Source organism: Erwinia wuhanensis (assembly GCF_030484085.1).
GTDB classification, from domain to species: Bacteria; Pseudomonadota; Gammaproteobacteria; order Enterobacterales; family Enterobacteriaceae; genus Erwinia; species Erwinia aeris.
Window position 1 is genome coordinate 34,829 of sequence record NZ_JAUJUH010000004.1, and the last position, 25,835, is coordinate 60,663.

Sequence of the window (25,835 nt, forward strand, 5' to 3'; positions counted from 1 at the left end):
GTTATCCCAGTTTACGTGCGCCAGCCGTGTCTAAGCGGCAAATATGGACGAAGCCTTCCTCGTTTTGCAGGTAGTGCTGGCGAAGCCAGTCTGCCATGCGCTGCGCCGTGTCGGCCTGATTACAGACGGCGAACAGCGTCGGCCCGGAGCCGGAAATGCCGCAGGCCAGCGCGCCGATATCCTGGGCGGCCTGGCGGGCATTGGCGAAGCCCGGTAACAGTTTAGTGCGGTAGGGTTCGGCGATCACGTCGCGCATCAGCTTCGCCGCCAGTTCCGGCTGCTGAGTGTGGCAGGCGTGAATAAAGCCGCCCAGATAGCGGCCGTGTTTGATGATATCTTCTTTGCGATATTGCGCAGGCAGGATCGCCCGCGCCTCGGCGGTGGAAACCTTGATGCCGGGATAGGCCATCACCCACAGCCAGTCATCAAAGCATGGCACCGGCTGGCTGATCGCGCCGTTCTCTTCCAGCATCAGCTGCAGGCCGCCCAGGAAACAGGGTGCCACGTTATCAAAGTGGACGCTGCCGGAAACCCGGCCTTCCAGCTCGCCCATCAGCGTCAGCAGCTGGTTGTCGTCAAGCGGCCTGCCGCAATGTTCGTTCATCGCCATCAGTCCGGCCACCACCGAACAGGCGCTAGATCCCAGACCGGAGCCGATCGGCATATTTTTTTCCAGCGTCATCGCTACCGGTACGCGTTTGCCTATCGCCTCGCAAAAGCGATCCCAGCACTGCCAGACGATATTTTCCTGCGGATCGGCAGGCAGCTTGCTGACGAAGCGTCCCTCGTTGCGCAGGCTGAACTCGCTGGCCGCCTCCACCGTTACGCAGTCGCCCAGCAGCGTTCCGTCGACGGGCGAAACCGCCGCGCCCAGCACGTCGAAGCCGACGCTGACGTTGCCAATTGAGGCTGGCGCATAGATCTTAACCATGTTTAAACTCCCAACTTCCATGACAAGGTGCGTAACAGATCGGCAAACACGCCCGCGGCGGTCACGTCGTTACCGGCACCGTAACCGCGCAGCACCAGCGGTATAGGCTGATAATAGCGGCTGTAAAAAGCTAAAGCATTTTCGCCGTTTTTGACTTTATACAGCGGATCGTTGCCGTCAACGGCGTCGATCTTCACGTGGCAGCGGCCGCCCTCTTCAATCACGCCGACAAAGCGCAACACTTTGTCCTCATCGGCCGCGCGGCGTACGCGGGCGGTAAAAGCGTCGTCCAGCTCCGGCAGCCGCTGCATAAAGGTTTCCACGTCCAGCGCGTTAAACGCCTCCGGCAGCACGGCTTCGATTTCGATATCGCTCAGCTCCAGCTGATAGCCCGCTTCACGCGCCAGAATCAGTAACTTGCGCGCCACGTCCATCCCGGAGAGATCGTCGCGCGGATCCGGCTCGGTAAAGCCCATTTCGCGCGCTGTACGGGTCGCTTCCGACAGCGACACGCCCTCGTCCAGCTTGCCGAAGATATAAGAGAGCGATCCGGACAGAATGCCGGAGAAACGCAGCAGCTCATCACCGGCGTTAAGCAGGTTTTGCAGATTTTCAATCACCGGCAGGCCCGCACCCACATTGGTATCGTACAGGAACTTGCGGCGCGATTTAGCCGCCGCCGCGCGCATCTGCTGATAGTACTGCCAGGATGAGGTATTGGCCTTTTTGTTAGGCGTGACCACGTGAAAACCATCGGCCAGAAAATCCGCATACTGATCGGCTACGGCCTGGCTGGAGGTACAGTCGACAATCACCGGGTTAAGCAAATGATACTCTTTCACCAGACGGTTCAGGCGCGCCAGGTTAAAAGGCTCTTTGGCTTCCTGGAGCGCGGCCTGCCAGTTGTCCAGCGGAATGCCGTGCACGTTGGTCAGCAGCGCTTTGGAGTTGGCGATGCCGCAGACGCGCAGATCGATATGCTTGTTCTTCAGCCACGCCTGCTGGCGGGAAAGCTGTTCGATCAGCGCGGCGCCCACGCCGCCGATGCCGATCACAAACACTTCGATCACTTGGTCGGTGGCGAACAGCATCTGATGCACCACGCGCACGCCGGTCGTGGCGTCGTCGTTATGCACCACCACGGAAATAGAGCGCTCTGAAGAGCCCTGCGCAATGGCTACGATATTGATATTGGCCCGCGCCAGCGCCGAGAAGAACTTCGCGGAGATACCGCGCAGCGTACGCATTCCGTCGCCCACCACCGAAATCACGGCCAGATTTTCCATTACGTCCAGCGGCTCCAGTAGCCCGTCTTTCAGCTCCAGGAAGAACTCGTCTTCCAGCACGCGACGGGCGCGCAGCTGATCGCTTTGCGGCACGCAGAAGCTGATGCTGTATTCGGAAGAAGACTGGGTGATCAGCACCACGGAAATGCCGCTGCGGGACATGGCGGCGAACACGCGCGCGGCCATGCCGATCATCCCTTTCATGCCGGGCCCGGAGACGTTAAACATCGCCATGTTATTCAGGTTGGTGATGCCTTTTACCGGGTTATCGTCGCTGGCGCTGTCGCCGCCGATCAGCGTGCCGGGCGCCTGCGGGTTGGCGGTATTTTTAATCAGGCAGGGAATTTGAAACTGGGCGATCGGCGTGATGGTGCGCGGATGCAGCACTTTAGCGCCGAAGTAGGAAAGCTCCATCGCCTCCTGATAGGACATGGTTTTCAGCAGGCGGGCGTCCGGCACCTGACGCGGATCGCAGGTGTAAACGCCATCGACATCGGTCCAGATTTCACAGCAGTCGGCGCGCAGACAGGCAGCCAGCACGGCGGCGGAGTAGTCGGAGCCGTTACGGCCCAGCACCACCAGCTCGCCCTTTTCGTTTCCGGCAGTAAAGCCCGCCATCAGGATCATATTTTCGGCAGGGATCTGCGCGGCGGCGATACGGCGAGTGGATTCAGGAATATCCACGGTGGACTCAAGATAGTGGCCAACCGCCAGCAGCTTTTCAACAGGATCGATCACGCTGACGCCGTAGCCGCGCGCCTGGAGCAGCCCTTCCATAATGGCGATCGACAGCTTCTCGCCGCGACAGATAATGGCGGCATTGACGCTGTCCGGGCACTGGCCGAGCAGGCCGATACCGTGCAGCACCTGCTTCAGCTGAGCGAACTCCGCATCCACCACGGCTTTCAGACGGGCGTAGGGAAATTTCGGCTCCGCTTCCGCCAGCCCTTGCAGCAAAACGTCAAAAATCTTTTCGGCATCGAGCAGGTTTACCTGCGCATCCTGCCCGCTGATGGTTTTTTCAATCATCGCCACCAGATGGTTGGTGATTTTGGCCGGCGCGGACAATACGGTAGCGACCTGTCCCTGCTTAGCATTGCTCTCCAGAATATCCGCCACGCGCAAAAATCTTTCCGCGTTGGCGACTGAGGTTCCACCGAATTTCAGCACTCGCATAATCATCTCCTGAATTTTTGCCGAAAAAAAAGCCCGCACTGTTTAAGGTGCGGGCTTTTTTTATTTTTTCCTGTATGCGTCAGCCCGCACCGTTACCTGTGGTAATGGTGGTGGTGGTAATAATGATTGTTGTCATCAGGCTGTAAGTACGCATTTTAGATTTTACTGTCTGTCTTGAATTTGTCCGCTTTCAGAAGTAAAGCAAAGCCCTGGCTAAGTCAATTTTTTTATCCGCAGGCGCAAATCGGCTGACAAAACGCCCGCCAGGGATTTGGCCTGAAAACAGATCTTAATCAAGGCGAAAGCCGCTTACCCTTAGCATGTCTTGCTATGTATAAAGCGTTAACCAGTTTTTTTATCTATAAGATTTTTTTCTATGTCGTGCAGCAGCCGGTGCAGCATAGCGGTGTCGCGCTGTTGCAGCGTGCCCAGACGCTGATCCAGCCAGTCGACCAGTTTGCGATCGTCGCTGACCTCAAGCCGCTCAACCAGCTGGCTGAGCCGCTGGCGCAGCGCCTTCAGCTGCTGACCGTCAGCCGTGACGGCCGGCACGGCGGCGACCTGACGCAGCGCCGACAGCTGATAGCAGTACACCATCACCGCCTGCCCAAGATTCAGCGAAGGATAGTCCGCCGCCATCGGAATGCCGGTCAGCAAATCCACCTGGTCTAACTCCTCATTCGTCAGGCCGGTATCCTCACGCCCAAACACCAGCGCCGCGCTGCCGATCCACTGCTGCTTTTCCGCCAGCTGGCTTTCTACCTGCTGCGGCGTGGCGTAATAGCGGAATTTTGCCCGGCTTCGCGCGGTGGTAGCGATGCTGAAGTCGATATCCACCAGCGCGGCAGCCAGCGAAGGCCAGTGCGTAGCCTGTTCCAGGATCTCGCCTGCGCCATGCGCGACCCGTCGTGCGCCCGCTTCCAGATGCGCCTGACTGTTTACGATCCGTAATTCATCAAATCCCATGGTTTTCATGGCGCGGGCCGCCGCCCCCACATTTTCAGGTCGGGCAGGTGAAACAAGTATCAGGGGAAAACGCATAAGGGCCTTCTTAAGTTCAGTGTGGACATATCCTGAGGGTCCCGTGGCATAAGATGGACGGGAAACCTCTGCTATCATTTTAACAAATCAACAACATACTAACGACCTGTCTGACCAGCTATAATTATAAACTACGGCTTTTTTCCGCTGATTTTAGCGATAAAAACATTTATCTGACGATAATCTCATGTAGTTCAGGCAATTAAGAATTGTTAAATTTTATCTATACTCTTTGCAAAGAAAGCCGTTTATTTTTTCATCTTTGCGCGGCGCTTATCCAGCTAAATCGCCCTTTGGCGGGGCGTTTTTCAACAGCACCTCAACGTGCTACAATTGGATTGATATAAGTCAATTAAGCTTTATTTATTGGCTGTTGGTCGTGGCTTGTGCTGTTATGTTGCTGTTAATGAGGTTAGGATATACGCCATTTTTGACCTTGCCGAGACAGGGAATATACTTTTTTATCTGGTATTTTCCGGTCCATGAATGGCTTGTGAACATATTCCGTACAGCCCGCGTTACGCGTCAATCGGCGCCCGCGTATTACCCATACGGTAACTGCTGTATGCCCATATCGTTTTTTGGCAATTTTAGGTAGCGAACACATGCAGACCCCGCACATACTTATCGTTGAAGACGAATTAGTTACTCGCAATACTCTCAAAAGTATTTTTGAGGCCGAAGGCTACATGGTTTATGAAGCTACGGACGGTGCAGAAATGCATCAGGTTTTGACAGAGAACGACGTCAACCTGGTCATCATGGATATAAACCTTCCCGGCAAAAACGGCCTGCTGCTGGCGCGCGAACTGCGTGAACAGGCCAACGTGGCGCTGATGTTCCTGACCGGCAGGGACAACGAAGTCGATAAGATCCTCGGCCTTGAGATCGGGGCGGATGACTATATCACCAAGCCTTTCAACCCGCGTGAGCTAACTATCCGCGCCCGTAATCTGCTGTCGCGCACCATGAATCTGGCGCCGCACAGCGAGGAGCGCAAGCTGGTTGAAAGCTACCGCTTTAACGGCTGGGAGCTGGATATCAACAGCCGCTCGCTGATTGGCCCGCAGGGCGAACAGTACAAGCTGCCGCGTAGCGAATTCCGCGCGATGCTGCACTTCTGCGAGAATCCGGGCAAAATCCAGACCCGCGCCGATCTGCTGAAAAAAATGACCGGCCGCGAGCTGAAGCCGCACGATCGCACCGTGGACGTCACCATCCGCCGCATTCGTAAACATTTTGAGTCCACGCCGGACACGCCGGAAATTATCGCCACTATTCATGGTGAAGGTTACCGTTTCTGCGGCGACCTGCAGGAGTAAGCCAGTGCTGCGTTGAGGGGTCGTTTTTCGCGGCCCCCTCTCGCTTGCCTTAGCGGCTCCAGGGCATGATGGGAACGGCGCTTAACGCATTTTTAGGCGAGCCTTCCACCACCTTGTCGGAATAGCTAAGGTAAATAAGCGCGTTACGTTTGCGGTCGTAAAAGCGGACTACCTGTAGCTTTTTGAACACCAGCGAGGTGCGCTTACGAAACACCACTTCACCTTCTGCTTTCCCTTGGGCAATCTTGTCGCTGAGCGTTATCGGCCCAACCTGCTGGCAGGAAATAGCGGCATCCGACGTATCTTCCGCCAGACCTAACCCGCCTTTGATCCCGCCGGTTTTTGCCCGGCTGAGGTAGCAGGTCACGTTTTGTACATCGGGATCGTCAAAGGCTTCGACCATAATCTTATGATCGGGCCCAAACACTTTAAAGGTGGTATCGACCGAGCCGACCACTTCGGCACGCGCCATAAAAGGGGTGAGCATTATTGCCGTGACCATTAACATTTTTTTCATTGTCATAACGTTACCATTGCATAGAAAATAGATGACATTGTAAGTTACCTCGCTTAGCGCTTTTACGCTGGCGGACCTGGCGTGCCCCGGTATAGCATACCGGACTAACAAAACGAAATTTCACTCTCAGCACGTCCAGCACTGCTGCTGCACCAATATTAACCAGGATGAGGACGTTTTATGGATCAAGCCGGTATCATTCGCGACTTGCTAGTCTGGCTTGAAGGCCACCTTGACCAGCCGCTGTCTCTGGATCACGTCGCAGCCAGAGCAGGCTATTCAAAATGGCATTTGCAAAGGATGTTTAAAGAAGTTACCGGTCATGCTATCGGCGCCTATATTCGTGCACGTCGGCTGTCAAAAGCCGCGGTCGCGCTGCGCCTGACCAGCCGCCCTATTCTGGATATTGCCCTGCAGTATCGCTTCGACTCGCAGCAGACCTTTACGCGCGCGTTTAAAAAACAGTTTAACCAGACGCCGGCCTGGTATCGTCGCGCCTCCGACTGGCACTCCTTCGGCCTGCGTCCGCCGATCCGGCTGGATGACTTTCAGCTGCCCGAAGCCACTTACGTCACCCTGCCGGAAACGGTGCTGGTGGGACAAACGCAAAGCTATACCTGCACGCTGGAGCAGATTTCCAGCTATCGCGATGAGATGCGCCTGCATTTCTGGCGGCAGTTCCTGACGGAAACCGACACCATCCCGCCCGTGCTGTACGGCCTGCACCAGTCGCGGCCCAGCGTGGAAAAAGATGACGAGCAGGAAATTCTCTACACCACCGCCGTGCCGTCCGATAAGCTTTTCCATCCCGTCCCGGCAACGCAAACGGTGCTGCTGGAAGGCGGCGAGTACGTGCAGTTTACCTACGAAGGGCCGAGAACCAGCCTGCAGGAGTTTATCCTGCTGCTTTACGGTACCTGTATGCCGACGCTACAGCTGACGCGCCGCCACGGGCAGGATATTGAGCGTTTCCACACGCACGGCGGCAAAAGGCAGCCGGAACCGCCACAAGATATCCGCTGCGAATATCTGATCCCGATCCGCCGCCAGGCTGAGGAGTAAGCCGGTTCAGCCCGGCTTCGCGTCTTCGTTAGCGTTGCAGCTCGTCCAGCGCGGGCGCATCCAGATGCGACACGTCTCCCGCCGTTTCCACTACCCAACCGGACGCCAGCCAGGCGCTCTTTTGGTAATCGACGCGGGAAATGGAGCAGTTGCGCAGCCGTAGCCGACGCTCGGCCCACGCAGGCAGCCCCAGCAGCGTACTCACCAGCACGCCCAGCGCCATACCGTGGCTGACCAGCAGCGGACGGCTGCCGGCGGGCAGGTTCAGACAGGCGTTCAGCGCCTCGTGCATTCGCGCGGCCAGCTCCGTCATCGACTCGCCGTTCGGGATACGACCGTTTTCGGTGCCGTTGATCAGCGTGGCGCGCCAGCTCTCTTCTTCCGGCGTCAGCGAATCCAGCGGGCGCTTTTCCAGCACGCCCATATTCAGCTCGCGCAGACGCGGCTCCAGCGTCACTTCACAGCCGCAGGCGTCCGCGATGATTTCAGCCGTGCGTTTGGTGCGGCCCAGGTCGCTGGCGATGACGTGAGTAATGCCCAGATGTTTCATCCGTTCACCCACCTGCTGCGCCTGCTGCTCTCCTTTAGCCGTCAGCGCGCTGTCCGACTGTCCCTGAATGCGTCTCGCTGCATTCCAAAGCGTTTCTCCGTGGCGAACAAGATAGACCTGTAACATTGCTGTTTTCCGTTATACTGCGGCAAATTTGCGTAAGGGGTTCAAACAATTATGTACCATGTTGTCGCTGCAACCATTAATCCGGCAAAAATTAAGGCAATTTCTCAGGCTTTCAGCGATATTTTCGGTGAGGGATCCTGCCATATGGAGGGCGTCGAGGTCGACAGCGGCGTGGCCCTGCAGCCCCTTACAGATGCAGAAACGAGAACTGGCGCACGCCAGCGCGTGCAAAATGCCCGTCAGCTGCGTCCGCAGGCGGATTTTTGGGTGGCGATTGAAGCCGGTATTGAAGGCGAAAGCGCGTTTGCCTGGATGGTGATTGAAAACCGTCAGCAGCGCGGCGAGTCACGCTCCGCCAGCTTTACGCTGCCGCCGGTGGTGCTGAAAGGCATTGCGGCCGGACGCGAACTGGGCGAAGTGATGGCGAGCCTGACCGGCATTGAAAACATCAAGCATAAGGGCGGCGCGATCGGCGCCTTTACCGCCGGGCAGCTCAGCCGCACCAGCGTCTATCATCAGGCGCTGATCCTGGCGCTCTGCCCTTTCCATAACGCGGTATACCAGCAAAGCACCGACGGATCAGATCTTATCTGAACCGTTCAGCAGCTGCGCCTCCAGCCAGGTTTTCAGGGCAGGCGGCGCGCTTTTCAGGCTGTTCGAGCCACGGGTGATGGTAGCGATGCCGACGCCCAGATCGTTTTTCAGTTCGCGCTGACTCATCTCGCCGCGCATCAGCTCTTCGATAATACGCAGGCGCGTGCCCAGCGCCTCGCGTTCGTCCGGCGTCATCATCAGCTGAAGTAGCGGCAGGTGCAGTCCGTTGTCAAAAGCGTGCTGGAGCAGCACAACAAAGCGCTGCCACTCTTCGTTGTGCGGTTCCATCGTTACGGGAATGGAAGGTTCAGTCATAGGTGGCCCATACTCTTTAACTAGTACAGCAGTCTAGCACAGGCCGGGCGGGATCAATAGCGTCGCTGCCACTCGCCGTCAGAGAGAATATTGTCCGACTGCCGCATAAAGTGACGATAGTAGGCATCGTAGGCCAGCACGTTTTTTACATAGTTACGCGTTTCCGAAAAAGGAATGGTTTCGATAAAAGCGACCGCGTCCAGGCGGCCAGCGCTGTTCCCCAGCCACGTTCTGACCCGCGACGGCCCGGCGTTATAGGCCGCCGAAGAAAAAATGCGGTTCTGGCCAAACTGTTGATAGACCGATTCCAGATACTGGGTGCCGATCTGGATATTGGTTTCCGCATCCAGCAGCTGGCTGCTGTTGCTGTAGCCCGGCAGGCTATAGACCTTCACCGTATGCTGCGCGGTCGCGGGCATGACCTGCATCAGCCCGGATGCGCCAACCGGCGAGCGGGCTTTCGGATTCCAGGCGCTCTCCTGGCGGGCAATCGCCATCGCGTAGCTGACAGGGATCGCTTTGCCTTCCGTATAGCGCTTAAACTGTTCCTGATAGGCCAGCGGGAAGCGCTCCTTCAGGCTGTTCCACAGCTTGCCGGAAATGGTCGCCTGCACGCTGAGCACCCACCAGTTCTGCTCGTAGGCGTAGCGCGCCAGCTGCTGCTGCTGGCTGCGGCTTTTGCTGCCGACCAGGTAGCTCCACTCGGTTCGCGCCAGGTTATCCATATTCCAGTACATCAGTTCACGCACGCGGGCGATTTCCGGCCCCTGAGTCAGGCTGCGCTCTACCGACGGCGCCTCGTCAATCTGTAGGGGATAGGCAACGCCAAGACGCTGGGCGGCGACCATCGGATAGAAGCCGCGCTCCTGCATCAGGCCGCGCAGAATTTTATCGGCTTCCTCTTTGCGGCCCTGCTCCAGCAGCAGATCGGCCTGCCAGTACTGCCATTCATCTTTCTGCTTGGTTTCTACCGGCAGTCGGGCGATCCAGGTGTTCAGCCCGCGACGATCGTTGTTGCCCAGCGACATCCTGACGCGGCGCTCGATTAGCGCATCGGAATCGCTGCGCATCACCACGTCATCGCGCCAGCGCGCCTGTTCCGTCGTCACGTCGCTGCCCATTAATCGCCACGCGACCGCCTCTTTCAGGCTCTGCTCTTCCTGCTCGCTCATCTTTTGCAGCCGCACCAGCGTCGGGATCATCGCGCGGGCGTTTTCGGCATCTTCACGCGCCACGCGCGCGAAAGCGATGGCGGTGGCCTGGCGGGTAAAATCGGTCGGGCCGGCGATACGGGCGAAGGCCTCCACGTTTTGCGGATTGTTTTGCAAATCTTTCACCGCGCTGGCGATGGTCTGATAATCCTCAGGAAGCTGATCCGCCAGGAAATTCACCAGGTTGCTGTTGCCGGCCACCATAGCCAGACGAATACGCTCCAGCGTGGTAATCGGCGTCTGTTCGCCTGCCGCCTGCCAGGCGCTGAACAGCCTGTCGCAGCCCGGCGGCAGCGAGGTGCCGCGTAGCCAGATCGTTTTAGCGCCTTTCCAGGCCACCTGCTGCTCGCCAGTGGCCCATTTGGCGTAGTACCAGTTGCAGCGTGCGGCAACAGGTTTAGGTTCGGTCGGGCTGAACACCAGCAGGCCGCGCCAGTCTTCGCGTCGCGCCAGCTCGTTGATAAAGCTTGAGGAAAGCGCGCGAACCGGCGGCAGCGTCGGGTTTTTTTTAATAAAATCGTTGATAACGAAGCTGCTCTGCTGATCGAGGCTTTGCGCCAGCTCGCGATATTCAAGATAAGGATAAAGCGGGTAATCGCGCAGCGTGGGCATCAGCTGCGCAACCTGATCCATCTGTTTATTGTCCCAGGCCTGCTTGATTTGCAGGTAGCGCGTGCGCTGCGCATCCAGCGAATCCGCGTGCGCCGTGCCTGTTACTATCGCCAGGCAAACGCCTGCCGCCCAAAACCGCCACTTGTCCGCCATGACTTTTCCCACGTTAACGCCTCTCTTTGTCCTGTGCTTACCATTAAAGCTCTTAACATGCTAACCAGGCCTGGCGACTCCCGCTATGCCGCATCGGCAAATTTACTTAACCTGACTTCTTTAAACGCCGGGTCAACAGGGCTTCGTCAGGCTATTTTGGCTGGCTAAAGGTTAATTGCGATCAACAATCCTTGCCCTGCTTTCCTTCAGCATAGCCTTCCTTGCTCGCCTCAACGCTACCCGCCTTTAGCCTGACTGGCGGAGAACAGCCATCTGACTCACTGATGTTATGACGTTGGTAGCGGGTTCTGTTATCCACTCCCCGCAAGGATTACCTGTGATGCAAAAATTAAAATCGCCGCCTGCCTGGTATCGTTATGATGCGGCTGGCGTAATAAAAAGAATGCAGAGTCATGAATCGGGGCTTTCCGCAGAAGAGGCGCAGAAACGTCTGGTCGGCCTCGGCCCCAATACGCTGCCGCCGCGCAGGCGTCGGTGCCCGCTGATGCGCCTGCTGACCGCGCCAATCTGCGTTCTGCTGTTGGCTTCGGTGTTAACCGCCGTTACCGAACATTGGCTGGATACCGGCGTCATCCTTGTCGTTATTCTGCTTAACCTGCTGGCTAACTGGCTACAGCAAAACGCCACGCAAAGCTCGCCAGATCTTGCAGACGGCTTTCCCGATCGCGCAAGCGTCAGGCGCGAGGGTAATATTCTGCAGGTGGATACCCGCAGCCTGGTGCCGGGCGACATCATTATGCTGGGCGCGGGCGATAAAGTCCCTGCCGATCTTCGCCTGATCGAGGCGCAAAATCTGCGGGTGGATGAAAGCATGTTAACGGGAGAAGCAACCGCCGTTGCCAAACAAACGGCCGCGACCGAAGGCGAACGGCCTGCGGAAGTCCGCAGCAATATGCTTTTTTGCGGCTCCACGCTGGTTTCAGGCTGCGCCACCGGTATTGCGGTAGCCACCGGAGCAAAAACGCAGCTGGGTCGCATCGAGGCGGCCCTGTGCTCTGTCAGACCGCGCCGGACGCCGCAGCTAAGATCGTTCGACAGGCTCGGCAACGGCTTCTGGCTGCTGATGGTCACGCTGATCGCTTTTCTGTTCTTCTATGCGCTGCTGCGGCACAGCCTGCCGATGCAGGGACTGATGCAGACGCTGGCCGGTCTGGCGGTTGCCGCCGTGCCGGCAGGGCTGCCGATGATTATCGTGCTGGCGCTGGCGTTGAGCATATGGCGCCTGAGGAAAATGAATATTGCCGTCCGCCATCTCTCCACGGCGGAAACGCTGGGCGCGCTGAGCGTCGTCTGCTGCGATAAAACCCACTCGCTGACGATGAACGAAATGACGGTCAGGGCGCTGATCCTGCACGAAGAAACGATCCGCGTAGAGGGCAACGGCTACCAGCCGACAGGCCGCTTTTTACAGGACAAAGACTGTAGCGTCATAGCGCCAGCCGTACACGCCCGGCTCCGCGACCTGCTAAGAAATATGGATCTGTGCAGCGACAGCACGCTGCTAAAAGATGAGGGAAAAAACTGGCGCATCACCGGCGAGCCGACGCAGGCCGCGCTTAAGGTGGCGGCTGCCAAAGCGCACCTGCCTGAACGGGCGGCGCTGCTGCTGGATAAGCTGCCGTTTGATGAGCTCAGAAAGTATCAGGCAACGCGCTATCTGGTTGACGGCGAAAGCTATATTCTGGCGCTCGGCGAGCCGGAAGCGCTGCTGCGGATATGCGACTTCCAGCAGACCGGACAGGGTCTGGAAGCGCTGGATGTTGCCTGGTGGCAGCAGCAAATAGCGCACCACGCTGCAGAAGGCCTGCACCTTATTGCCAGCGCCTGCCGTCCGGCCGATAAAAACCAGGCCGCGCTTTGCCACGACGATTTGCAAAACGGCCTGATTTTCTGCGGCATAGCGGCCATGATAGATCCGCCGCGTCCTGAAGCAGCCAGAACGATTGTCGACTGCCAGCGTGCCGGGATCCGGGTAAAAATGCTGGCCGACGACCCTGTGGCAACGGCGCTGGCCATTGGTCGAATGACAGGCATTGGCGGCAGCCATAGCGAGTTGACCGGCCGCCAGCTGGAGCGAATGAGCGATATTGAGCTGGCCCGGGTGGTGGATCGCTATGACATCTTTGTGGGCATGACGCCCGCGCACAGGCAACGGCTGGTCGCCGCGCTGCAAAGCCAGGGCGAAGTGGTCGGCATCACCGGCAACGGCGCTCAGGATATCCCCGCGCTCAAACAGGCCGATGTCGGAATAGCGACACAGGCTGCAAACGGCAACGCGACAAAAGCGATCGCCGATCTCGTGCTGCCCGATAATCATTTCGCCGCGCTTATCAGCGCCGTACAGGAAGGCCAGCGCCTTCGCGACGGCCTGAAAAAAGCGGGACGCTTTATGCTGCCAATCTGCCTGGCGCAGACGCTGCTGTTTATCGCCGCCCTGCTGGCAGGAAAATTTATTCCGATCGCGCCTCTTCAGGTTTTATGGATAAATGTCGCGGCGTCGGTCACGCTTGCCGTTAGCCTTATCAGCGGAAAAACAGCGTCCACGCCTGTCTGTTCCCGGCCGCGAGAAGCGAGCCATTCGGCGCAAGGCTGCCGGTTCTGGCACCTCGGCTTTACAGGCGTAACCATTATGCTGAGCGCTTTCGTAACCGAGCTGTGGCTGCAATCACGCGGCTACGAACCAAAATTTATTCACGCCGTGCTGCTACAAACGCTGATCGTGGCGCAGTGGGTCTGGCTGCTGAACTGCCGCGAACCGGCGCGATCTTCGCTCAATACCGGCCTGCTGAAAGATTATGGTTTCTGGCTGGCGAGCGCTCTGCTCGCGCTGTTGCAGCTGGCTCTGTTCGGCCTGCCGGTGATGCAAAGCCTGTTTGCCACCGTGCCGCTGCCGCAGGAAATCTGGCTGCTTACGTTGGCCGTCGGCGCGCTGCTGTTTGCCGTATTCGAGCTGGAAAAAATGCTGACGCGGCGCCGACAGCAGTCCGCCATCGAACAGTGGCATCCGGCAGAATAATAGCGCACGGCCTGGGCGCCGCTCGCTGCGGCCCCTGGTGCTGTACGTTCCCGCACGGCCAGCTTCCTTATCGCCCCTTTTTTGTTCATTCACTGCCCAAATAACGTGCACCCTCGCCTGCCTTATTTATTTAAATATTTAATAATCAGTAAATTATCCGTGTGGCACGGCTTTTGCTCTGTTTATTCCATCTTGTATACCAGATGGAATTCAACCTATGGCTTTCACCGGTTTTACCCTGAATGACTGGCGGCGTTACCATCAGCAGCAGCCGCAGGAGCTGTTCGCTACCCTTTCCTCTTTGCTGGCGGAGCTGAGCCTGGAAGATAACGCCTGGCTTTATCTTGCCACCCCTTCTCAGCTGCGGGCGCAGACGGAACCGCTGCTGGCGGCCTGGCAGAAGGATCCGCAGTCGCTGCCGCTGTTCGGCGTGCCCTTTGCGGTGAAAGACAATATCGACGTGGCGGGCTGGCCGACCACCGCCGCCTGCCCTGCTTTCGCTCACGAAGCCGCATCCGATGCCGTTGCGGTCGCCAGGCTGAAGGCGGCGGGCGCCGTGGTCATCGGCAAAACCAATCTCGATCAGTTCGCTACCGGCCTGGTCGGCACGCGGTCGCCCTATGGCGCGGTGAAAAACAGCTTTAATGCGGATTACGTCAGCGGCGGCTCCAGCTCCGGTTCGGCTTCCGTGACGGCTCGTGGCCTGGTCTGCTTTGCGCTGGGCACCGATACCGCTGGCTCAGGGCGCGTCCCGGCCGGCTTTAACAATATCGTCGGCCTGAAGCCGACCAAAGGCTGGCTGTCGGCCACCGGCGTGCTGCCAGCCTGCCGCCTGAACGATACGCTTTCCGTGTTTGCGCTGACGGTAGAGGATGCTTTCCAGGTAGCGACGTGTGCGGGCGGCTATGACGCCAGCGACGCCTATTCACGCGACAATCCGGCGCTGGCGCCCGCCGCCCTGCCTGCCGCGCCGCGCCTGGCTGTTCCTTCTCATCCCACCTTTTTTGACGATGCGCAGGCCGAAGCCGCCTGGGAAAAAGCGCTGGCCGCGCTGCAGGCGTGCGGCGCCACGCTGCATCCCATCGATTTCGCGCTGTTCCACCAGCTGGCCGAACAGCTTTACTCGGGACCCTGGGTAGCCGAACGTACCGCGGCCGTCGGCGAGATGCTGCACCATCCGGAAAAGATGGATGCGACCGTGTACGGCATTATCGCCAGCGGCCAGCACTACAGCGCGGTTGACGCTTATCGGGCGGAATACCTGCGCGCGGAGCTGAGCCGTCAGATCCAGCAGACGCTTGCCCAGTTTGACGCGCTGGTGGTGCCAACGTCGCCGACCATCCACACGCTGGAAGAGATGCGGCAGGAGCCGGTGCGCTATAACTCGCAGTTTGGCACCTATACCAACTTTACTAACCTGGCCGATCTCTCGGCGCTCGCCCTGCCAGGGCCATTCCGTGAGGACGGGCTGCCCGCCGGGATCACGCTGATTGCGCCCGCGTGGCACGATCGCGCGCTGGCGACCTTTGGACAGCGCTGGCAGCAGAGCCTGGCGCTCGACCTGGGCGCGACCGGAAAAGCCTGCGCCGCGCCGTCCGCTTTGCCCGCTTCGCCACACCACGTTCGTGTCGCGGTCGTTGGCGCGCACCTGACTGGAATGCCGTTGAATCATCAGTTAACCCGCCGCAATGCGGTGCTGGTGGAAGAAACCCGCACCGCCGACGCCTATCGCCTTTATGCGTTGGCCAACACCCAGCCGCCCAAGCCGGGGCTGGCGAAAGCGACCGGCGGCAAAGCCATTACCGTCGAGCTGTGGGACATTCCGTTGGCGCGCTTTGGCGAATTCGTAGCGGAAATCCCTGCGCCGCTCGGCATCGGCACGCTGACGCTGGAGGATGGTCGTCAGGTAAAAGGCTTTATTTGCGAACCGGCGGCGCTGGCCGACGCCCGGGACATCACCGAGTTTGGCGGCTGGCGCAACTGGCTGGCGCGCAAGGAGGCTTCCCATGTTTAATACCGTTCTTGTCGCCAACCGGGGCGAAATCGCCTGCCGCGCCCTGCGCACGCTGAAAAAGCTGGGCATTACCGGCGTGGCGGTCTATTCCGACGCGGATAAAAACGCGCAGCATGTCAAAGAGGCGGATATCGCCATCGCGCTGGGCGGCGAAAAAGCCGCCGACAGCTATCTGCGTATCGACAGGATCCTGGCAGCGGCGCAGCAGAGCGGCGCCCAGGCGATCTGGCCCGGCTACGGTTTTCTTTCCGAAAGCCTGCCGTTTGCGGCGGCCTGTGAAGCTGCGAACATCGTTTTCGTCGGCCCCACGGCGCAGCAAATCGGCGAATTCGGCCTCAAGCACCGCGCCCGCGAGCTGGCCGCCGAGGCTGGCGTGCCGATGACGCCGGGCACGCCGCTGCTGAACTCGCTGGCGGAAGCCTTAACCGCCGCGGACGCCATCGGCTATCCGGTGATGCTGAAAAGTACTGCGGGCGGCGGCGGCATCGGCTTAACCCGCTGCGGCGACGCGCAGGCGCTGCGCGACGCCTGGGAAAGCGTCCGCCGCCTGGGCGAGCAGTTCTTCAGCGATGCGGGCGTCTTTCTGGAACGCTGCATCGATCGTGCGCGCCACGTGGAAGTACAGATTTTTGGCGACGGCAAAGGCAAAGTCGTCGCCCTGGGTGAACGCGACTGCTCGCTACAGCGCCGTAATCAGAAAGTGGTGGAAGAGACGCCCGCGCCCAATCTGCCGGAAGCTACGCGTCGCGCCCTGTTGGAATCAGCTGTCCGGCTGGGCGAGCGCGTCAACTATCGCAGCGCGGGCACGGTGGAATATATCTACGACGCGCAGCGCGACGAATTCTTCTTTCTGGAAGTGAATACCCGTTTACAGGTCGAGCATCCGGTCACCGAATGCGTGACCGGGCTGGATCTGGTCGAGTGCATGTTGCAGGTGGCGGCGGGCGTGGAGCCGGACTGGGCGCGTATGGCGCAGGCCCCGCAGGGCGCAGCGATAGAAGTGCGGCTCTATGCCGAAGATCCGGTAAAAAACTTTCAGCCTAGCCCCGGTGTGCTGACGGACGTCTGCTTCCCGGAAGGGGTGCGCGTGGACAGCGGTGTAACGACGGGTTCAGAAGTTTCCGCCTTTTACGATCCGATGATCGCCAAGCTGATCGTTCACGCGGAAAACCGCGAGGCGGCGCTGGCAAAAATGCGCGAGGCGCTGAATGAAACGCGGCTGCACGGCATTGCTACCAATCTTGACTATCTGCGTCAGGTTATCGCCACCGACGAGTTCCGCAGCGGCCAGGTGTGGACGCGCCAGCTGGACAGCTTTACGCCTGCGGCCCACGTCATTGAAGTGCTCCAGCCCGGCACCTGGAGCAGCATTCAGGATTACCCTGGCCGTCCCGGCTACTGGGACATCGGCGTGCCGCCGTCCGGCCCGATGGACGACTTCGCTTTTCGGCTGGCGAACCGCATCGTCGGCAACGCGGAAGAAGCGGCGGGCCTGGAGTTTACCCTGCAAGGCCCGACGCTGCGCTTCCACACCGACGCCGTGATCGCCTTAACCGGCGCGGATTGCCCGGCAACGCTGGATGACGCGCCGGTCGGCTACTGGCAGCCGGTGACGGTCAAAGCCGGACAGACGCTGACGCTGGGCCGCGCGCAGACGGGCTGCCGCACCTACCTGGCGGTACGCAACGGTTTTGACGTGCCGGACTATCTCGGCAGCCGTTCGACCTTTGCCCTTGGCCAGTTTGGCGGCCATGCCGGACGCACGCTGCGCGTGGCTGATATGCTGCCCGTTTCGCAGCCGCAGCTTGCCGCCTGTACCACGCCAGCGCCGGTCGGCGAGCCGCAGGCCGTTGACGCCGCGCTGATCCCCACCTACGGCGACGAATGGCGCATCGGCGTGCTCTATGGCCCGCACGGCGCGCCGGACTTTTTTACCCAGCGATCCATTGATGAGTTCTTCGCGCAGTCGTGGCAGGTTCACTACAACTCCAACCGGCTTGGCGTGCGGCTGGCTGGGCCAAAACCGGACTGGGCGCGCCCCAACGGCGGCGAAGCGGGCCTGCATCCTTCTAACGTGCACGACTGTGAATACGCTATCGGCGCGGTGAATTTTACCGGCGACTTTCCGGTGATCCTGACGCGCGATGGGCCAAGCCTCGGCGGCTTCGTCTGTCCTGTGACCATCGCCAAAGCGGAGTTGTGGAAAGTCGGCCAGGTCAAGCCGGGCGACCGCATCCGTTTCCATCCGATTAGTTTTGACGAGGCGCTGGCGCTGGAGAAAGCGCAGGAGGCGCGGATTAACACGCTGCATAACATAACCACGCCCGCCTTTGCCGTGCCGTCGCTGGCGGAAACCGCGCACGGTTCGGGCACTATCCTGGCCGCGCTTGAAGCCACAGCCAGCACGCCAGCCGCCGTTTATCGGCAGGCGGGCGATAACTATATCCTGCTGGAGTATGGCGACAACGTGCTGGATCTGGCTCTACGGCTGCGCGTTCATCTGCTGATGATTGCCCTGCGCGAAACCGGCCAGCCGGGCATGGAGGAGCTGTCGCCGGGCGTGCGCTCGCTGCAAATCCGCTACGACAGCCGCATCCTCAGCCAGAAACAGCTGCTGGCGCTGCTGCTACGCGTGGAGAAAGAGCTGGGCGACGTCAGCCAGCTGCGGGTGCCTTCCCGCATCGTGCATCTGCCGATGGCCTTTGAGGATAGCGCCACGCTGGGCGCCGTCGAACGCTACAAAGAAACGGTGCGCGCCAGCGCGCCGTGGCTGCCGAACAACGTTGATTTTATTCAGCGCATCAACGGGCTGCCAACGCGCGAGGCGGTGCGCCAGACGCTGTTCGACGCCAGCTACCTGATCCTGGGGCTGGGCGATGTCTATCTGGGCGCGCCCTGCGCCGTGCCGGTGGATCCGCGTCATCGTCTGCTCAGCTCCAAATATAACCCGGCCCGCACTTTTACCGCCGAAGGCACCGTCGGCATCGGCGGCATGTATATGTGCATCTACGGCATGGATTCCCCCGGCGGCTATCAGCTGGTGGGCCGTACGCTGCCGATCTGGAACAAATTCCTGAAAAACGACCAGTTTGCGGCGAATGAACCCTGGCTGCTGCGCTTCTTCGACCAGGTGCGTTTCTATCCGGTCAGCGAGACGGAGCTGGACAGGCTGCGGGAAGACTTCCGCGAAGGCCGGGGCCGCATCGCCATCGAAGAAACCTTCTTTGATTTTGCCGAACATACGCGCTTTTTACAGGAAAACGCCGCCGATATCGCCGATTTCCGCCAGCGCCAGGCCAGCGCCTTCGAAACCGAGGTCGCGCTGTGGGCGCAGGAAGAGGAAGGCGCGCCGCTGACCAGCGAGGAGACGCTGCTGCCGCAGGAAGAGGAGGATGGCCTGCTGGTCAGTGCCGATCTCAACGGCAATATCTGGAAAGTGCTGGTACAGCCGGGCGACGAAGTGGTGGTCGGCCAGCCGCTGATCGTAGTGGAGGCGATGAAGATGGAGCTGACCGTCAACGCGCCGCAGGCGGGCCGCGTCAGGCGTATCGGTTGCCAGCCGGGTCGGCCGGTCAGGCCGGGTGACGCGCTGCTGTGGCTGGAATAAGGCGCGGCGCGATGCAGACACCAAAACCTCGTCCCCTGCCGCTGGCGGACAAAATCTATCAGACGCTGAAAAACGATATTTTCGATTTCCGCCTGATGCCCGGCGATCGCTTCAGCGAAAACGAGATCGCCGGACGGATGGCGGTGAGCCGCACGCCGGTGCGCCAGGCGCTGTTTCGGCTGGCGCGCGAAGGCTATGTCGAGGTCGAATTCCGCAGCGGCTGGCAGGTATGCGAGTTCGACTTTACCCGTTTTGAGGAGCTGTACGATCTGCGCATCGTGCTGGAGTGCGAAGCCGTTAAGCGCCTGTGCGCGATGCCGCTGGCGCAGACCGGCGAGCGGCTGGCCGCGCTGCGGCGCTTCTGGCTGGAGGCGCCGCAGCTGGCCGACGGTAAAGCGGTGTCGCTGCATGACGAAGCGTTTCATATGGCGATAGTGGCGGCGGCGGGCAACCACGAAATGGCCGCTATCCATGCCGAGCTGACCGAGAAAATCCGCATTATCCGCCGCCTCGATTTTACCCGCGAGGATCGGATTGCTGCGACTTATCAGGAACACGCCCAGATTTTGCTGGCGGTACTTCAGCAGCAAAGCGAAGCGGCCCGGCGCATCCTGACGGCGCATATTGCCGTCAGCAAGGCCGAGGTCAGAAAAATAACGCTGCACCGGTTGCAGCAGGCCAGAACTTTACCCGATCCACTTAACTCTTGAGGTTCACCGGATGAAAAGACGTTCGTTATTAAAGGCTTTTGCGCTTTCGGCTTCGGTCATCGCGATGGGCGCGGCATGGAGCGCGCAGGCGGCGGAGACGATCAAGGTCGGCATCCTCTCGTCGCTGTCCGGCACAATGGCGATTTCCGAAACGCCGCTGAAGGACGTGGCGCTGATGACCATCGACGAAATCAATGCCAAAGGCGGCGTGCTGGGTAAAAAGCTCCAGCCGGTGGTGGTCGATCCGGCGTCCAACTGGCCGCTGTTTGCCGAAAAAGCACGCCAGCTGCTGTCGCAGGACAAAGCCGCCGTGGTCTTCGGCTGCTGGACCTCCGTTTCCCGCAAGTCGGTGCTGCCGGTATTTGAAGAGCTGAACGGCCTGCTGTTTTATCCGGTGCAGTACGAGGGCGAAGAGATGTCGCCGAACGTCTTCTACACCGGCGCGGCGCCGAACCAGCAGGCGATCCCGGCGGTGGAGTATCTGATGAGCGAAGACGGCGGCGGCGCGAAACGCTTTTTCCTGCTCGGCACCGACTATGTCTATCCCCGCACCACCAATAAAATCCTGCGCGCTTTCCTGCACGTCAAGGGCGTGAAGGACAGCGATATAGAGGAGGTCTATACGCCGTTTGGCTACAGCGATTACCAGACCATCGTCGCCAACATTAAAAAGTTCTCTGCGGGCGGAAAAACGGCGGTGATCTCCACCATCAACGGCGACTCTAACGTGCCTTTCTATAAAGAGCTGGCGAATCAGGGCATTAAAGCCACCGACGTGCCGGTAGTGGCGTTCTCGGTTGGCGAAGAGGAGCTGCGCGGCATTGATACCAAACCGCTGGTCGGCAACCTGGCCGCCTGGAACTACTTCCAGTCGGTGGACAATCCGGTCAATAAAAAGTTTGTCGCGGACTATCGCGCTTACGCCAAAGCGCACAATCTGCCGAACGCCGCGACCGCCGTCACCAACGATCCGATGGAGGCCACCTACGTAGGTATTCATATGTGGGCGCAGGCGGTCGAGAAAGCGGGAACCACCGATGTGGACAAGGTGCGGGAAGCGATGGCGAATCAAACCTTTAACGCGCCGGACGGCTTTACGCTGACCATGGATGCCACCAACCACCATCTGCACAAGCCGGTGATGATTGGCGAGATTGAAGAGAACGGCCAGTTCAACGTGGTGTGGCAGACCGACAAGCCGGTGCGCGCGCAGCCGTGGAGCCCTTATCTTCCCGGCAACGATAAAAAGTCCGATCGGCCGGTAAAAACAGCGCAGTAACCTCGTGGCCGGGATGGCAGCCGCCGCCCGGTCATCTTTTTTTCACTGAATGGGCATCGCGATGATTCTACGTCAACTGCTAACGCTCTTTATTACTCTGTGCCTGCTGCCCGCCGCCTTTGCCGGGCCGGCCGCGGATTTCGCCGCCGCCAGCCGTCCGGGCCAGGTCGCGCTGCTTCAGCAGTGGGCAGCCCAGCCGGACGCCTCGCGTCTTGCGCTGCTGACCGCGCTGCATCAGGAAAACGTGGTGCTGGACGCCAGCAAACGGCCGTTCAGCCTCGTTGACGGCAGGCTGACGCCGCTTGATGGCGATGCGCCGCCCGAGGGCAGCACCAAAAAACTCTTTATGAACAACCGGCTGCGCGTGCTGGTCGCCACCACGCTGGCCGCCCATCAGCTGGTCAGCGACAGCGCCGCCACGCGCCTGGCCGCCGCGCGCGAGCTGCAAAACGAAGCGCAGGCCGATCAGCTGCCGCTGCTGACCGGGCGCCTGGCCGCAGAACAGGACGACGACGTACGCGCCGTGCTGGCTCAGGCCGTGGCCGGATTACAGCTTGCCGACGCCGATCCTCAGATACGCCTGAAGGCCGTAAAGCTGCTGGGCGAAACCAGCGACCCGCAAACCCAGGCCGCGCTGACGCGCCTGGCGCAAAACGAGCCGGATGCGCAGGTGCGCGCCGCCGCTGCCGACAGCCTGAAGCAGATCCAACAACGTCTGCGGCTGGGCGAGCTGCTCGGCCAGGCATTCTCCGGCCTGTCGCTGGGATCGGTGCTGCTGCTGGCGGCGCTGGGCCTGGCGATCACCTATGGCCTGCTGGGCGTTATCAATATGGCCCACGGCGAAATGCTGATGCTGGGCGCCTACGCCACCTGGCTGGTGCAGACGCTGTTTCAGCGCTACGCCCCGGAGTGGCTCGCTTTCTATCCGCTGCTGGCGCTGCCAGTGGCCTTTTTCGTCACCGCCGCCATCGGCATGGCGCTGGAGCGCACCATCGTGCGCCATCTTTATGGCCGTCCGCTGGAGACGCTGCTGGCGACCTGGGGCATCAGCCTGATGCTGATCCAGCTGGTGCGCGTGCTGTTCGGCACGCAAAACCTGGAGGTCGCTAACCCGCCGTGGCTGTCCGGCGGCTGGCAGGCTTTGCCGGGGCTGGTGCTGCCTTACAACCGTATCGCGGTGATTTTGTTTGTGATCTTTGTGCTGATCCTGACCTGGCTGTTGCTGAACAAAACCCGTCTTGGGCTGAACGTGCGGGCGGTGACGCAGAACCGCGCCATGGCCGACTGCTGCGGCGTACCGACCGGACGCGTGGATATGCTGGCGTTCGGGCTGGGTTCCGGCATTGCGGGGCTGGGCGGCGTGGCGCTGTCGCAGCTGGGCAACGTCGGGCCGGAGCTGGGCCAGAGCTACATTATCGACTCTTTCCTGGTGGTGGTGACCGGCGGCGTCGGCCAGCTGGCGGGCACGGTGCTGGCCGCGTTCGGGTTAGGCATCCTCAACAAAATCCTGGAGCCGCAAATCGGCGCGGTGCTGGGGAAAATCCTGCTGCTGGCGCTGATCGTGCTGTTTATCCAGAAGCGGCCGCAGGGCCTGTTCGCCATCAAAGGAAGGGTGACTGACTGATGACGCAACCTATTACGCTGACTCTGACGCGAAAAGCGCCGCGCCTGAGCGTCGTCGCCGGTCTGCTGGTGACGGCGGCGCTGCTGATCCTGCCTTTTCTCGCGCTGCTGCCGGCGGACAATCCGCTGGCGATCTCTACCTGGACGCTGACGCTGATCGGCAAAATTCTTTGCTATGCGATCGTCGCCGTGGCGCTGGATCTGGTCTGGGGCTATGCCGGACTGCTGTCGCTCGGCCACGGGCTGTTTTTCGCGCTCGGCGGCTATGCAATGGGCATGTACCTGATGCGCCAGGCCTCGGGCGACAGCCTGCCCGCCTTTATGACCTTTCTCTCCTGGCAGAAAATGCCGTGGTTCTGGGCAGGTACGCAGCACTTTGCCTGGGCGCTCTGCCTGATCGTGCTGGTGCCGGGCCTGCTGGCGCTGATCTTCGGCTGGTTTACGTTTCGCTCGAAAATCAAAGGCGTCTACTTTTCGATTATGACGCAGGCGCTGACCTGGGCCGGGATGCTGCTGTTTTTCCGTAACGAAACCGGCTTTGGCGGCAACAACGGCTTTACCGGCTTCACTACCCTGCTCGGCTTTCCGGTCACGGCGACCGGTACCCGCATCGCCCTGTTTATCGTTACGGTGCTGCTGCTGCTGGCCACGCTCGCTATCGGCTTTGCGCTGGCGCGCAGCAAATTTGGCCGCGTGCTGACGGCGGTGCGCGATGCGGAAAACCGCCTGATATTTTGCGGCTACCATCCGCAGGGCTTTAAGCTGTTTGTCTGGACGCTTTCCGCCGTGCTGTGCGGGCTGGCGGGCGCGCTCTACGTGCCGCAGGTCGGCATTATCAATCCGGGTGAAATGTCGCCGACCAACTCTATCGAGGCGGCTATCTGGGTGGCGCTCGGCGGCCGGGGCACGCTGATCGGCCCGCTGCTCGGCGCCGGGATCGTCAACGGCGCTAAGAGCTGGTTTACCGTCGCCTTTCCCGAATACTGGCTCTTTTTTCTGGGGCTGATGTTTATCCTGGTCACGCTGTTTCTGCCGCACGGCGTGATTGGCCTGCTTCGCCGGAGGAAGCATGACTGAACCGCTTTTTACCCAGCCGCACCCTGCGGATCGCTATCGCGGACAAACCGATCCGGTGCTGCAACTGGAAAACATTACGGTGGCTTTCGACGGCTTTAAGGCGCTGACCGACCTGTCGCTACAGATTGGCGTGGGCGAGCTGCGCTGCATTATTGGCCCGAACGGCGCCGGAAAAACCACCCTGATGGACGTGATCACCGGCAAAACGCGCCCTACCAGCGGGCGAGTATTTTACGATCAGACCACCGACCTGACGATGCTGTCGCCGGTAGAGATTGCGCGGCAGGGCATTGGCCGTAAATTCCAGAAGCCCACGGTGTTTGCGGCGCTTTCCGTATTTGAAAATCTGGAAATCGCGCTCAAAGGCGACAAATCGGTGTGGGCCTGCCTGCGCGGCAAACTCAACGGCGAGCAGCAGGATCGTATTGACGATGTCCTGAAGCTGCTGCGGCTGGGCGCGGAGCGCGGGCGTCCGGCGGGCCTGCTCTCGCACGGGCAAAAGCAGTTTCTGGAGATTGGCATGCTGCTGGTGCAGGATCCGCATCTGCTGCTGCTGGACGAGCCCGCGGCGGGCATGACCGATGCGGAAACGGAGTACACTGCCGGGCTGTTTAAGGATCTGGCTGGCCGCCATTCGCTGATGGTGGTGGAGCACGATATGGGCTTTGTGGAAGCAATAGCCGACCGCGTAACGGTGCTGCATCAGGGTCAGGTGCTGGCGGAAGGCTCGCTGCGCGAGGTGCAGGCGAATGAGCAGGTTATCGACGTTTATCTGGGGCGCTGAGATGCTGAAAGTCACCGATCTGAATCAATATTATGGCGGCAGCCATATTTTACGCGGCCTCTCTTTTGAGGTCCGTCCGGGCGAAATCACCTGCCTGCTGGGGCGCAACGGCGTGGGGAAAACCACGCTGCTGAAGTGCCTGATGGGCCTGCTGCCAGCTAAGTCAGGCGTCATCAGCTGGCAAGAACAGCGCATCAACGGCCGCAGGCCGCATCAGCGCGTGCAGGCCGGGATGGCCTATGTGCCGCAGGGACGGGAAATTTTCCCGCGCCTGACGGTGGAAGAGAACCTGCTGATGGGGCTGTCGCGCTTTTCCGGCTCGCGGGCAAAACAGGTGCCGGAAGAGATTTATCAGCTTTTCCCGGTGCTGCGGGAAATGCGGCTGCGGCGCGGCGGCGATCTTTCCGGCGGGCAGCAGCAGCAGCTGGCCATTGGCCGCGCGCTGGCCGCCAGTCCGCAGCTGCTGATCCTGGACGAGCCGACGGAAGGCATCCAGCCTTCGGTTATTAAGGAGATTGGCGCAGTGATCCGCCAGCTGGCGCAGCGCGGCGATATGGCTATCCTGCTGGTGGAGCAGTTTTACGATTTTGCCGCCGAGCTTGCCGACAGCTATCTGGTGATGTCGCGCGGCGAAATTGTGCGGCGCGGCCGGGGTGAAACCATGGAAGCGGACGGCGTACGCGGGCTGGTGGCTATTTAATGGCGACGCCTGCGCTGAAAAAGGCCGCAGGCGTTGTTTATTTCCCGACAGGACTTAATATTTAGCGATTAATATATTGCCATCTCAATTATATTTCCCAGGACTTTT

The 25,835-nt window shown here is 60.1% G+C and carries 20 protein-coding genes and 1 other annotated feature; of the genes, 12 read left to right on the forward strand and 8 right to left on the reverse strand.

Going from position 1 to position 25,835, the window contains the following annotated elements; translation table 11 throughout:
* Position 1 precedes the first annotated feature (1 nt).
* The 4 genes from thrB to QZH36_RS10690 all read right to left on the reverse strand — a co-directional run bounded on the left by thrB (position 2) and on the right by QZH36_RS10690 (position 4,434).
* Positions 2-931, reverse strand: a complete 930-nt coding sequence (thrB, locus tag QZH36_RS10675; protein WP_301730179.1) for a homoserine kinase — start codon at positions 929-931, stop codon at positions 2-4.
* A gap of 2 nt (positions 932-933) precedes the next feature.
* A complete protein-coding gene (gene thrA / locus QZH36_RS10680; RefSeq protein WP_253455391.1) occupies positions 934-3,393 on the reverse strand; it encodes a bifunctional aspartate kinase/homoserine dehydrogenase I in 2,460 nt (819 codons plus the stop codon).
* A gap of 22 nt (positions 3,394-3,415) precedes the next feature.
* Positions 3,416-3,540 (reverse strand) — a sequence feature (Thr leader region).
* Complete coding sequence (gene thrL, locus QZH36_RS10685; RefSeq protein WP_301252455.1) at positions 3,473-3,547, reverse strand: thr operon leader peptide; 75 nt, start codon at positions 3,545-3,547, stop codon at positions 3,473-3,475. Its footprint overlaps the feature before it by 68 nt.
* A gap of 188 nt (positions 3,548-3,735) precedes the next feature.
* A complete protein-coding gene (locus QZH36_RS10690; RefSeq protein WP_301730180.1) occupies positions 3,736-4,434 on the reverse strand; it encodes a tRNA/rRNA methyltransferase in 699 nt (232 codons plus the stop codon).
* 605 nt (positions 4,435-5,039) lie between these two features.
* Here QZH36_RS10690 and arcA point away from each other — a divergent pair.
* On the forward strand, positions 5,040-5,756 hold the full coding sequence (gene arcA, locus QZH36_RS10695) for a two-component system response regulator ArcA (protein ID WP_125290506.1): 717 nt from the start codon (positions 5,040-5,042) through the stop codon (positions 5,754-5,756).
* Between the two features lie 49 nt (positions 5,757-5,805).
* Here the strand turns inward: arcA and creA are convergent, their stop codons facing one another.
* Complete coding sequence (creA, locus tag QZH36_RS10700; RefSeq protein ID WP_301730181.1) at positions 5,806-6,279, reverse strand: protein CreA; 474 nt, start codon at positions 6,277-6,279, stop codon at positions 5,806-5,808.
* A gap of 174 nt (positions 6,280-6,453) precedes the next feature.
* On the opposite strand from creA, the gene robA reads away from it, so the two are divergent.
* Entirely contained in the window at positions 6,454-7,335 is an 882-nt protein-coding gene (gene robA, locus QZH36_RS10705) for an MDR efflux pump AcrAB transcriptional activator RobA (protein WP_253455397.1), read from the forward strand.
* A 28-nt stretch (positions 7,336-7,363) separates the two neighbouring features.
* Here robA and gpmB read toward each other — a convergent pair whose 3' ends face one another.
* Complete coding sequence (gpmB, locus tag QZH36_RS10710; RefSeq protein ID WP_253455399.1) at positions 7,364-8,011, reverse strand: 2,3-diphosphoglycerate-dependent phosphoglycerate mutase GpmB; 648 nt, start codon at positions 8,009-8,011, stop codon at positions 7,364-7,366.
* 51 nt (positions 8,012-8,062) lie between these two features.
* On the opposite strand from gpmB, the gene yjjX reads away from it, so the two are divergent.
* Entirely contained in the window at positions 8,063-8,605 is a 543-nt protein-coding gene (gene yjjX / locus QZH36_RS10715; protein WP_301730183.1) for an inosine/xanthosine triphosphatase, read from the forward strand.
* On the opposite strand, the gene trpR is transcribed toward yjjX, so the two are convergent.
* Both trpR and sltY read right to left on the reverse strand, forming a co-directional pair.
* A complete protein-coding gene (gene trpR, locus QZH36_RS10720) occupies positions 8,591-8,920 on the reverse strand; it encodes a trp operon repressor (RefSeq protein ID WP_125290501.1) in 330 nt (109 codons plus the stop codon). The two genes, yjjX and trpR, sit on opposite strands and share 15 nt — an antisense overlap.
* A gap of 53 nt (positions 8,921-8,973) precedes the next feature.
* A complete protein-coding gene (gene sltY, locus QZH36_RS10725; protein ID WP_301730364.1) occupies positions 8,974-10,896 on the reverse strand; it encodes a murein transglycosylase in 1,923 nt (640 codons plus the stop codon).
* A gap of 340 nt (positions 10,897-11,236) precedes the next feature.
* On the opposite strand from sltY, the gene QZH36_RS10730 reads away from it, so the two are divergent.
* The 9 genes from QZH36_RS10730 (at position 11,237) to urtE (ending at position 25,727) form a co-directional block, all read left to right on the forward strand.
* On the forward strand, positions 11,237-13,933 hold the full coding sequence (locus QZH36_RS10730) for a P-type ATPase actuator domain-containing protein (RefSeq protein WP_301730184.1): 2,697 nt from the start codon (positions 11,237-11,239) through the stop codon (positions 13,931-13,933).
* A 217-nt stretch (positions 13,934-14,150) separates the two neighbouring features.
* Positions 14,151-15,947: an allophanate hydrolase gene (gene atzF, locus QZH36_RS10735; protein ID WP_301730185.1), complete on the forward strand. Its 1,797-nt coding sequence runs from the start codon at positions 14,151-14,153 to the stop codon at positions 15,945-15,947.
* On the forward strand, positions 15,940-19,554 hold the full coding sequence (uca, locus tag QZH36_RS10740) for an urea carboxylase (protein WP_301730186.1): 3,615 nt from the start codon (positions 15,940-15,942) through the stop codon (positions 19,552-19,554). Before atzF ends, uca begins: the two co-directional genes overlap by 8 nt.
* A gap of 11 nt (positions 19,555-19,565) precedes the next feature.
* Complete coding sequence (locus tag QZH36_RS10745) at positions 19,566-20,264, forward strand: GntR family transcriptional regulator (RefSeq protein WP_301730187.1); 699 nt, start codon at positions 19,566-19,568, stop codon at positions 20,262-20,264.
* Between the two features lie 10 nt (positions 20,265-20,274).
* Positions 20,275-21,543 carry an urea ABC transporter substrate-binding protein gene (gene urtA / locus QZH36_RS10750; protein WP_301730188.1) on the forward strand — a complete coding sequence of 423 codons (1,269 nt, stop codon included), beginning with the start codon at positions 20,275-20,277 and terminating at the stop codon, positions 21,541-21,543.
* Between the two features lie 61 nt (positions 21,544-21,604).
* Positions 21,605-23,167, forward strand: coding sequence for an urea ABC transporter permease subunit UrtB (gene urtB / locus QZH36_RS10755; RefSeq protein WP_301730189.1), 1,563 nt, complete (start codon positions 21,605-21,607; stop codon positions 23,165-23,167).
* On the forward strand, positions 23,167-24,243 hold the full coding sequence (gene urtC, locus QZH36_RS10760) for an urea ABC transporter permease subunit UrtC (protein WP_253455415.1): 1,077 nt from the start codon (positions 23,167-23,169) through the stop codon (positions 24,241-24,243). Before urtB ends, urtC begins: the two co-directional genes overlap by 1 nt.
* On the forward strand, positions 24,236-25,027 hold the full coding sequence (gene urtD, locus QZH36_RS10765) for an urea ABC transporter ATP-binding protein UrtD (RefSeq protein ID WP_301730190.1): 792 nt from the start codon (positions 24,236-24,238) through the stop codon (positions 25,025-25,027). The genes urtC and urtD overlap by 8 nt, the downstream gene beginning before the upstream one ends.
* 1 nt (position 25,028) lies before the next feature.
* Entirely contained in the window at positions 25,029-25,727 is a 699-nt protein-coding gene (gene urtE, locus QZH36_RS10770; protein WP_253461124.1) for an urea ABC transporter ATP-binding subunit UrtE, read from the forward strand.
* Positions 25,728-25,835: the final 108 nt, after the last annotated feature.

Coding starts and splice junctions, on each gene's coding strand:
- thrA (WP_253455391.1), bottom strand. CDS start 3,393: ATGCGAGTGCTGAAATTCGGTGGAACCTCAGTCGCCAACGCGGAAAGA.
- sltY (WP_301730364.1), bottom strand. CDS start 10,896: ATGGCGGACAAGTGGCGGTTTTGGGCGGCAGGCGTTTGCCTGGCGATA.
- QZH36_RS10730 (WP_301730184.1), top strand. CDS start 11,237: ATGCAAAAATTAAAATCGCCGCCTGCCTGGTATCGTTATGATGCGGCT.
- uca (WP_301730186.1), top strand. CDS start 15,940: ATGTTTAATACCGTTCTTGTCGCCAACCGGGGCGAAATCGCCTGCCGC.
- urtA (WP_301730188.1), top strand. CDS start 20,275: ATGAAAAGACGTTCGTTATTAAAGGCTTTTGCGCTTTCGGCTTCGGTC.
- yjjX (WP_301730183.1), top strand. CDS start 8,063: ATGTACCATGTTGTCGCTGCAACCATTAATCCGGCAAAAATTAAGGCA.
- trpR (WP_125290501.1), bottom strand. CDS start 8,920: ATGACTGAACCTTCCATTCCCGTAACGATGGAACCGCACAACGAAGAG.
- urtE (WP_253461124.1), top strand. CDS start 25,029: ATGCTGAAAGTCACCGATCTGAATCAATATTATGGCGGCAGCCATATT.
- creA (WP_301730181.1), bottom strand. CDS start 6,279: ATGACAATGAAAAAAATGTTAATGGTCACGGCAATAATGCTCACCCCT.
- urtC (WP_253455415.1), top strand. CDS start 23,167: ATGACGCAACCTATTACGCTGACTCTGACGCGAAAAGCGCCGCGCCTG.
- urtD (WP_301730190.1), top strand. CDS start 24,236: ATGACTGAACCGCTTTTTACCCAGCCGCACCCTGCGGATCGCTATCGC.
- QZH36_RS10690 (WP_301730180.1), bottom strand. CDS start 4,434: ATGCGTTTTCCCCTGATACTTGTTTCACCTGCCCGACCTGAAAATGTG.
- arcA (WP_125290506.1), top strand. CDS start 5,040: ATGCAGACCCCGCACATACTTATCGTTGAAGACGAATTAGTTACTCGC.
- robA (WP_253455397.1), top strand. CDS start 6,454: ATGGATCAAGCCGGTATCATTCGCGACTTGCTAGTCTGGCTTGAAGGC.
- QZH36_RS10745 (WP_301730187.1), top strand. CDS start 19,566: ATGCAGACACCAAAACCTCGTCCCCTGCCGCTGGCGGACAAAATCTAT.
- thrB (WP_301730179.1), bottom strand. CDS start 931: ATGGTTAAGATCTATGCGCCAGCCTCAATTGGCAACGTCAGCGTCGGC.
- gpmB (WP_253455399.1), bottom strand. CDS start 8,011: ATGTTACAGGTCTATCTTGTTCGCCACGGAGAAACGCTTTGGAATGCA.
- urtB (WP_301730189.1), top strand. CDS start 21,605: ATGATTCTACGTCAACTGCTAACGCTCTTTATTACTCTGTGCCTGCTG.
- atzF (WP_301730185.1), top strand. CDS start 14,151: ATGGCTTTCACCGGTTTTACCCTGAATGACTGGCGGCGTTACCATCAG.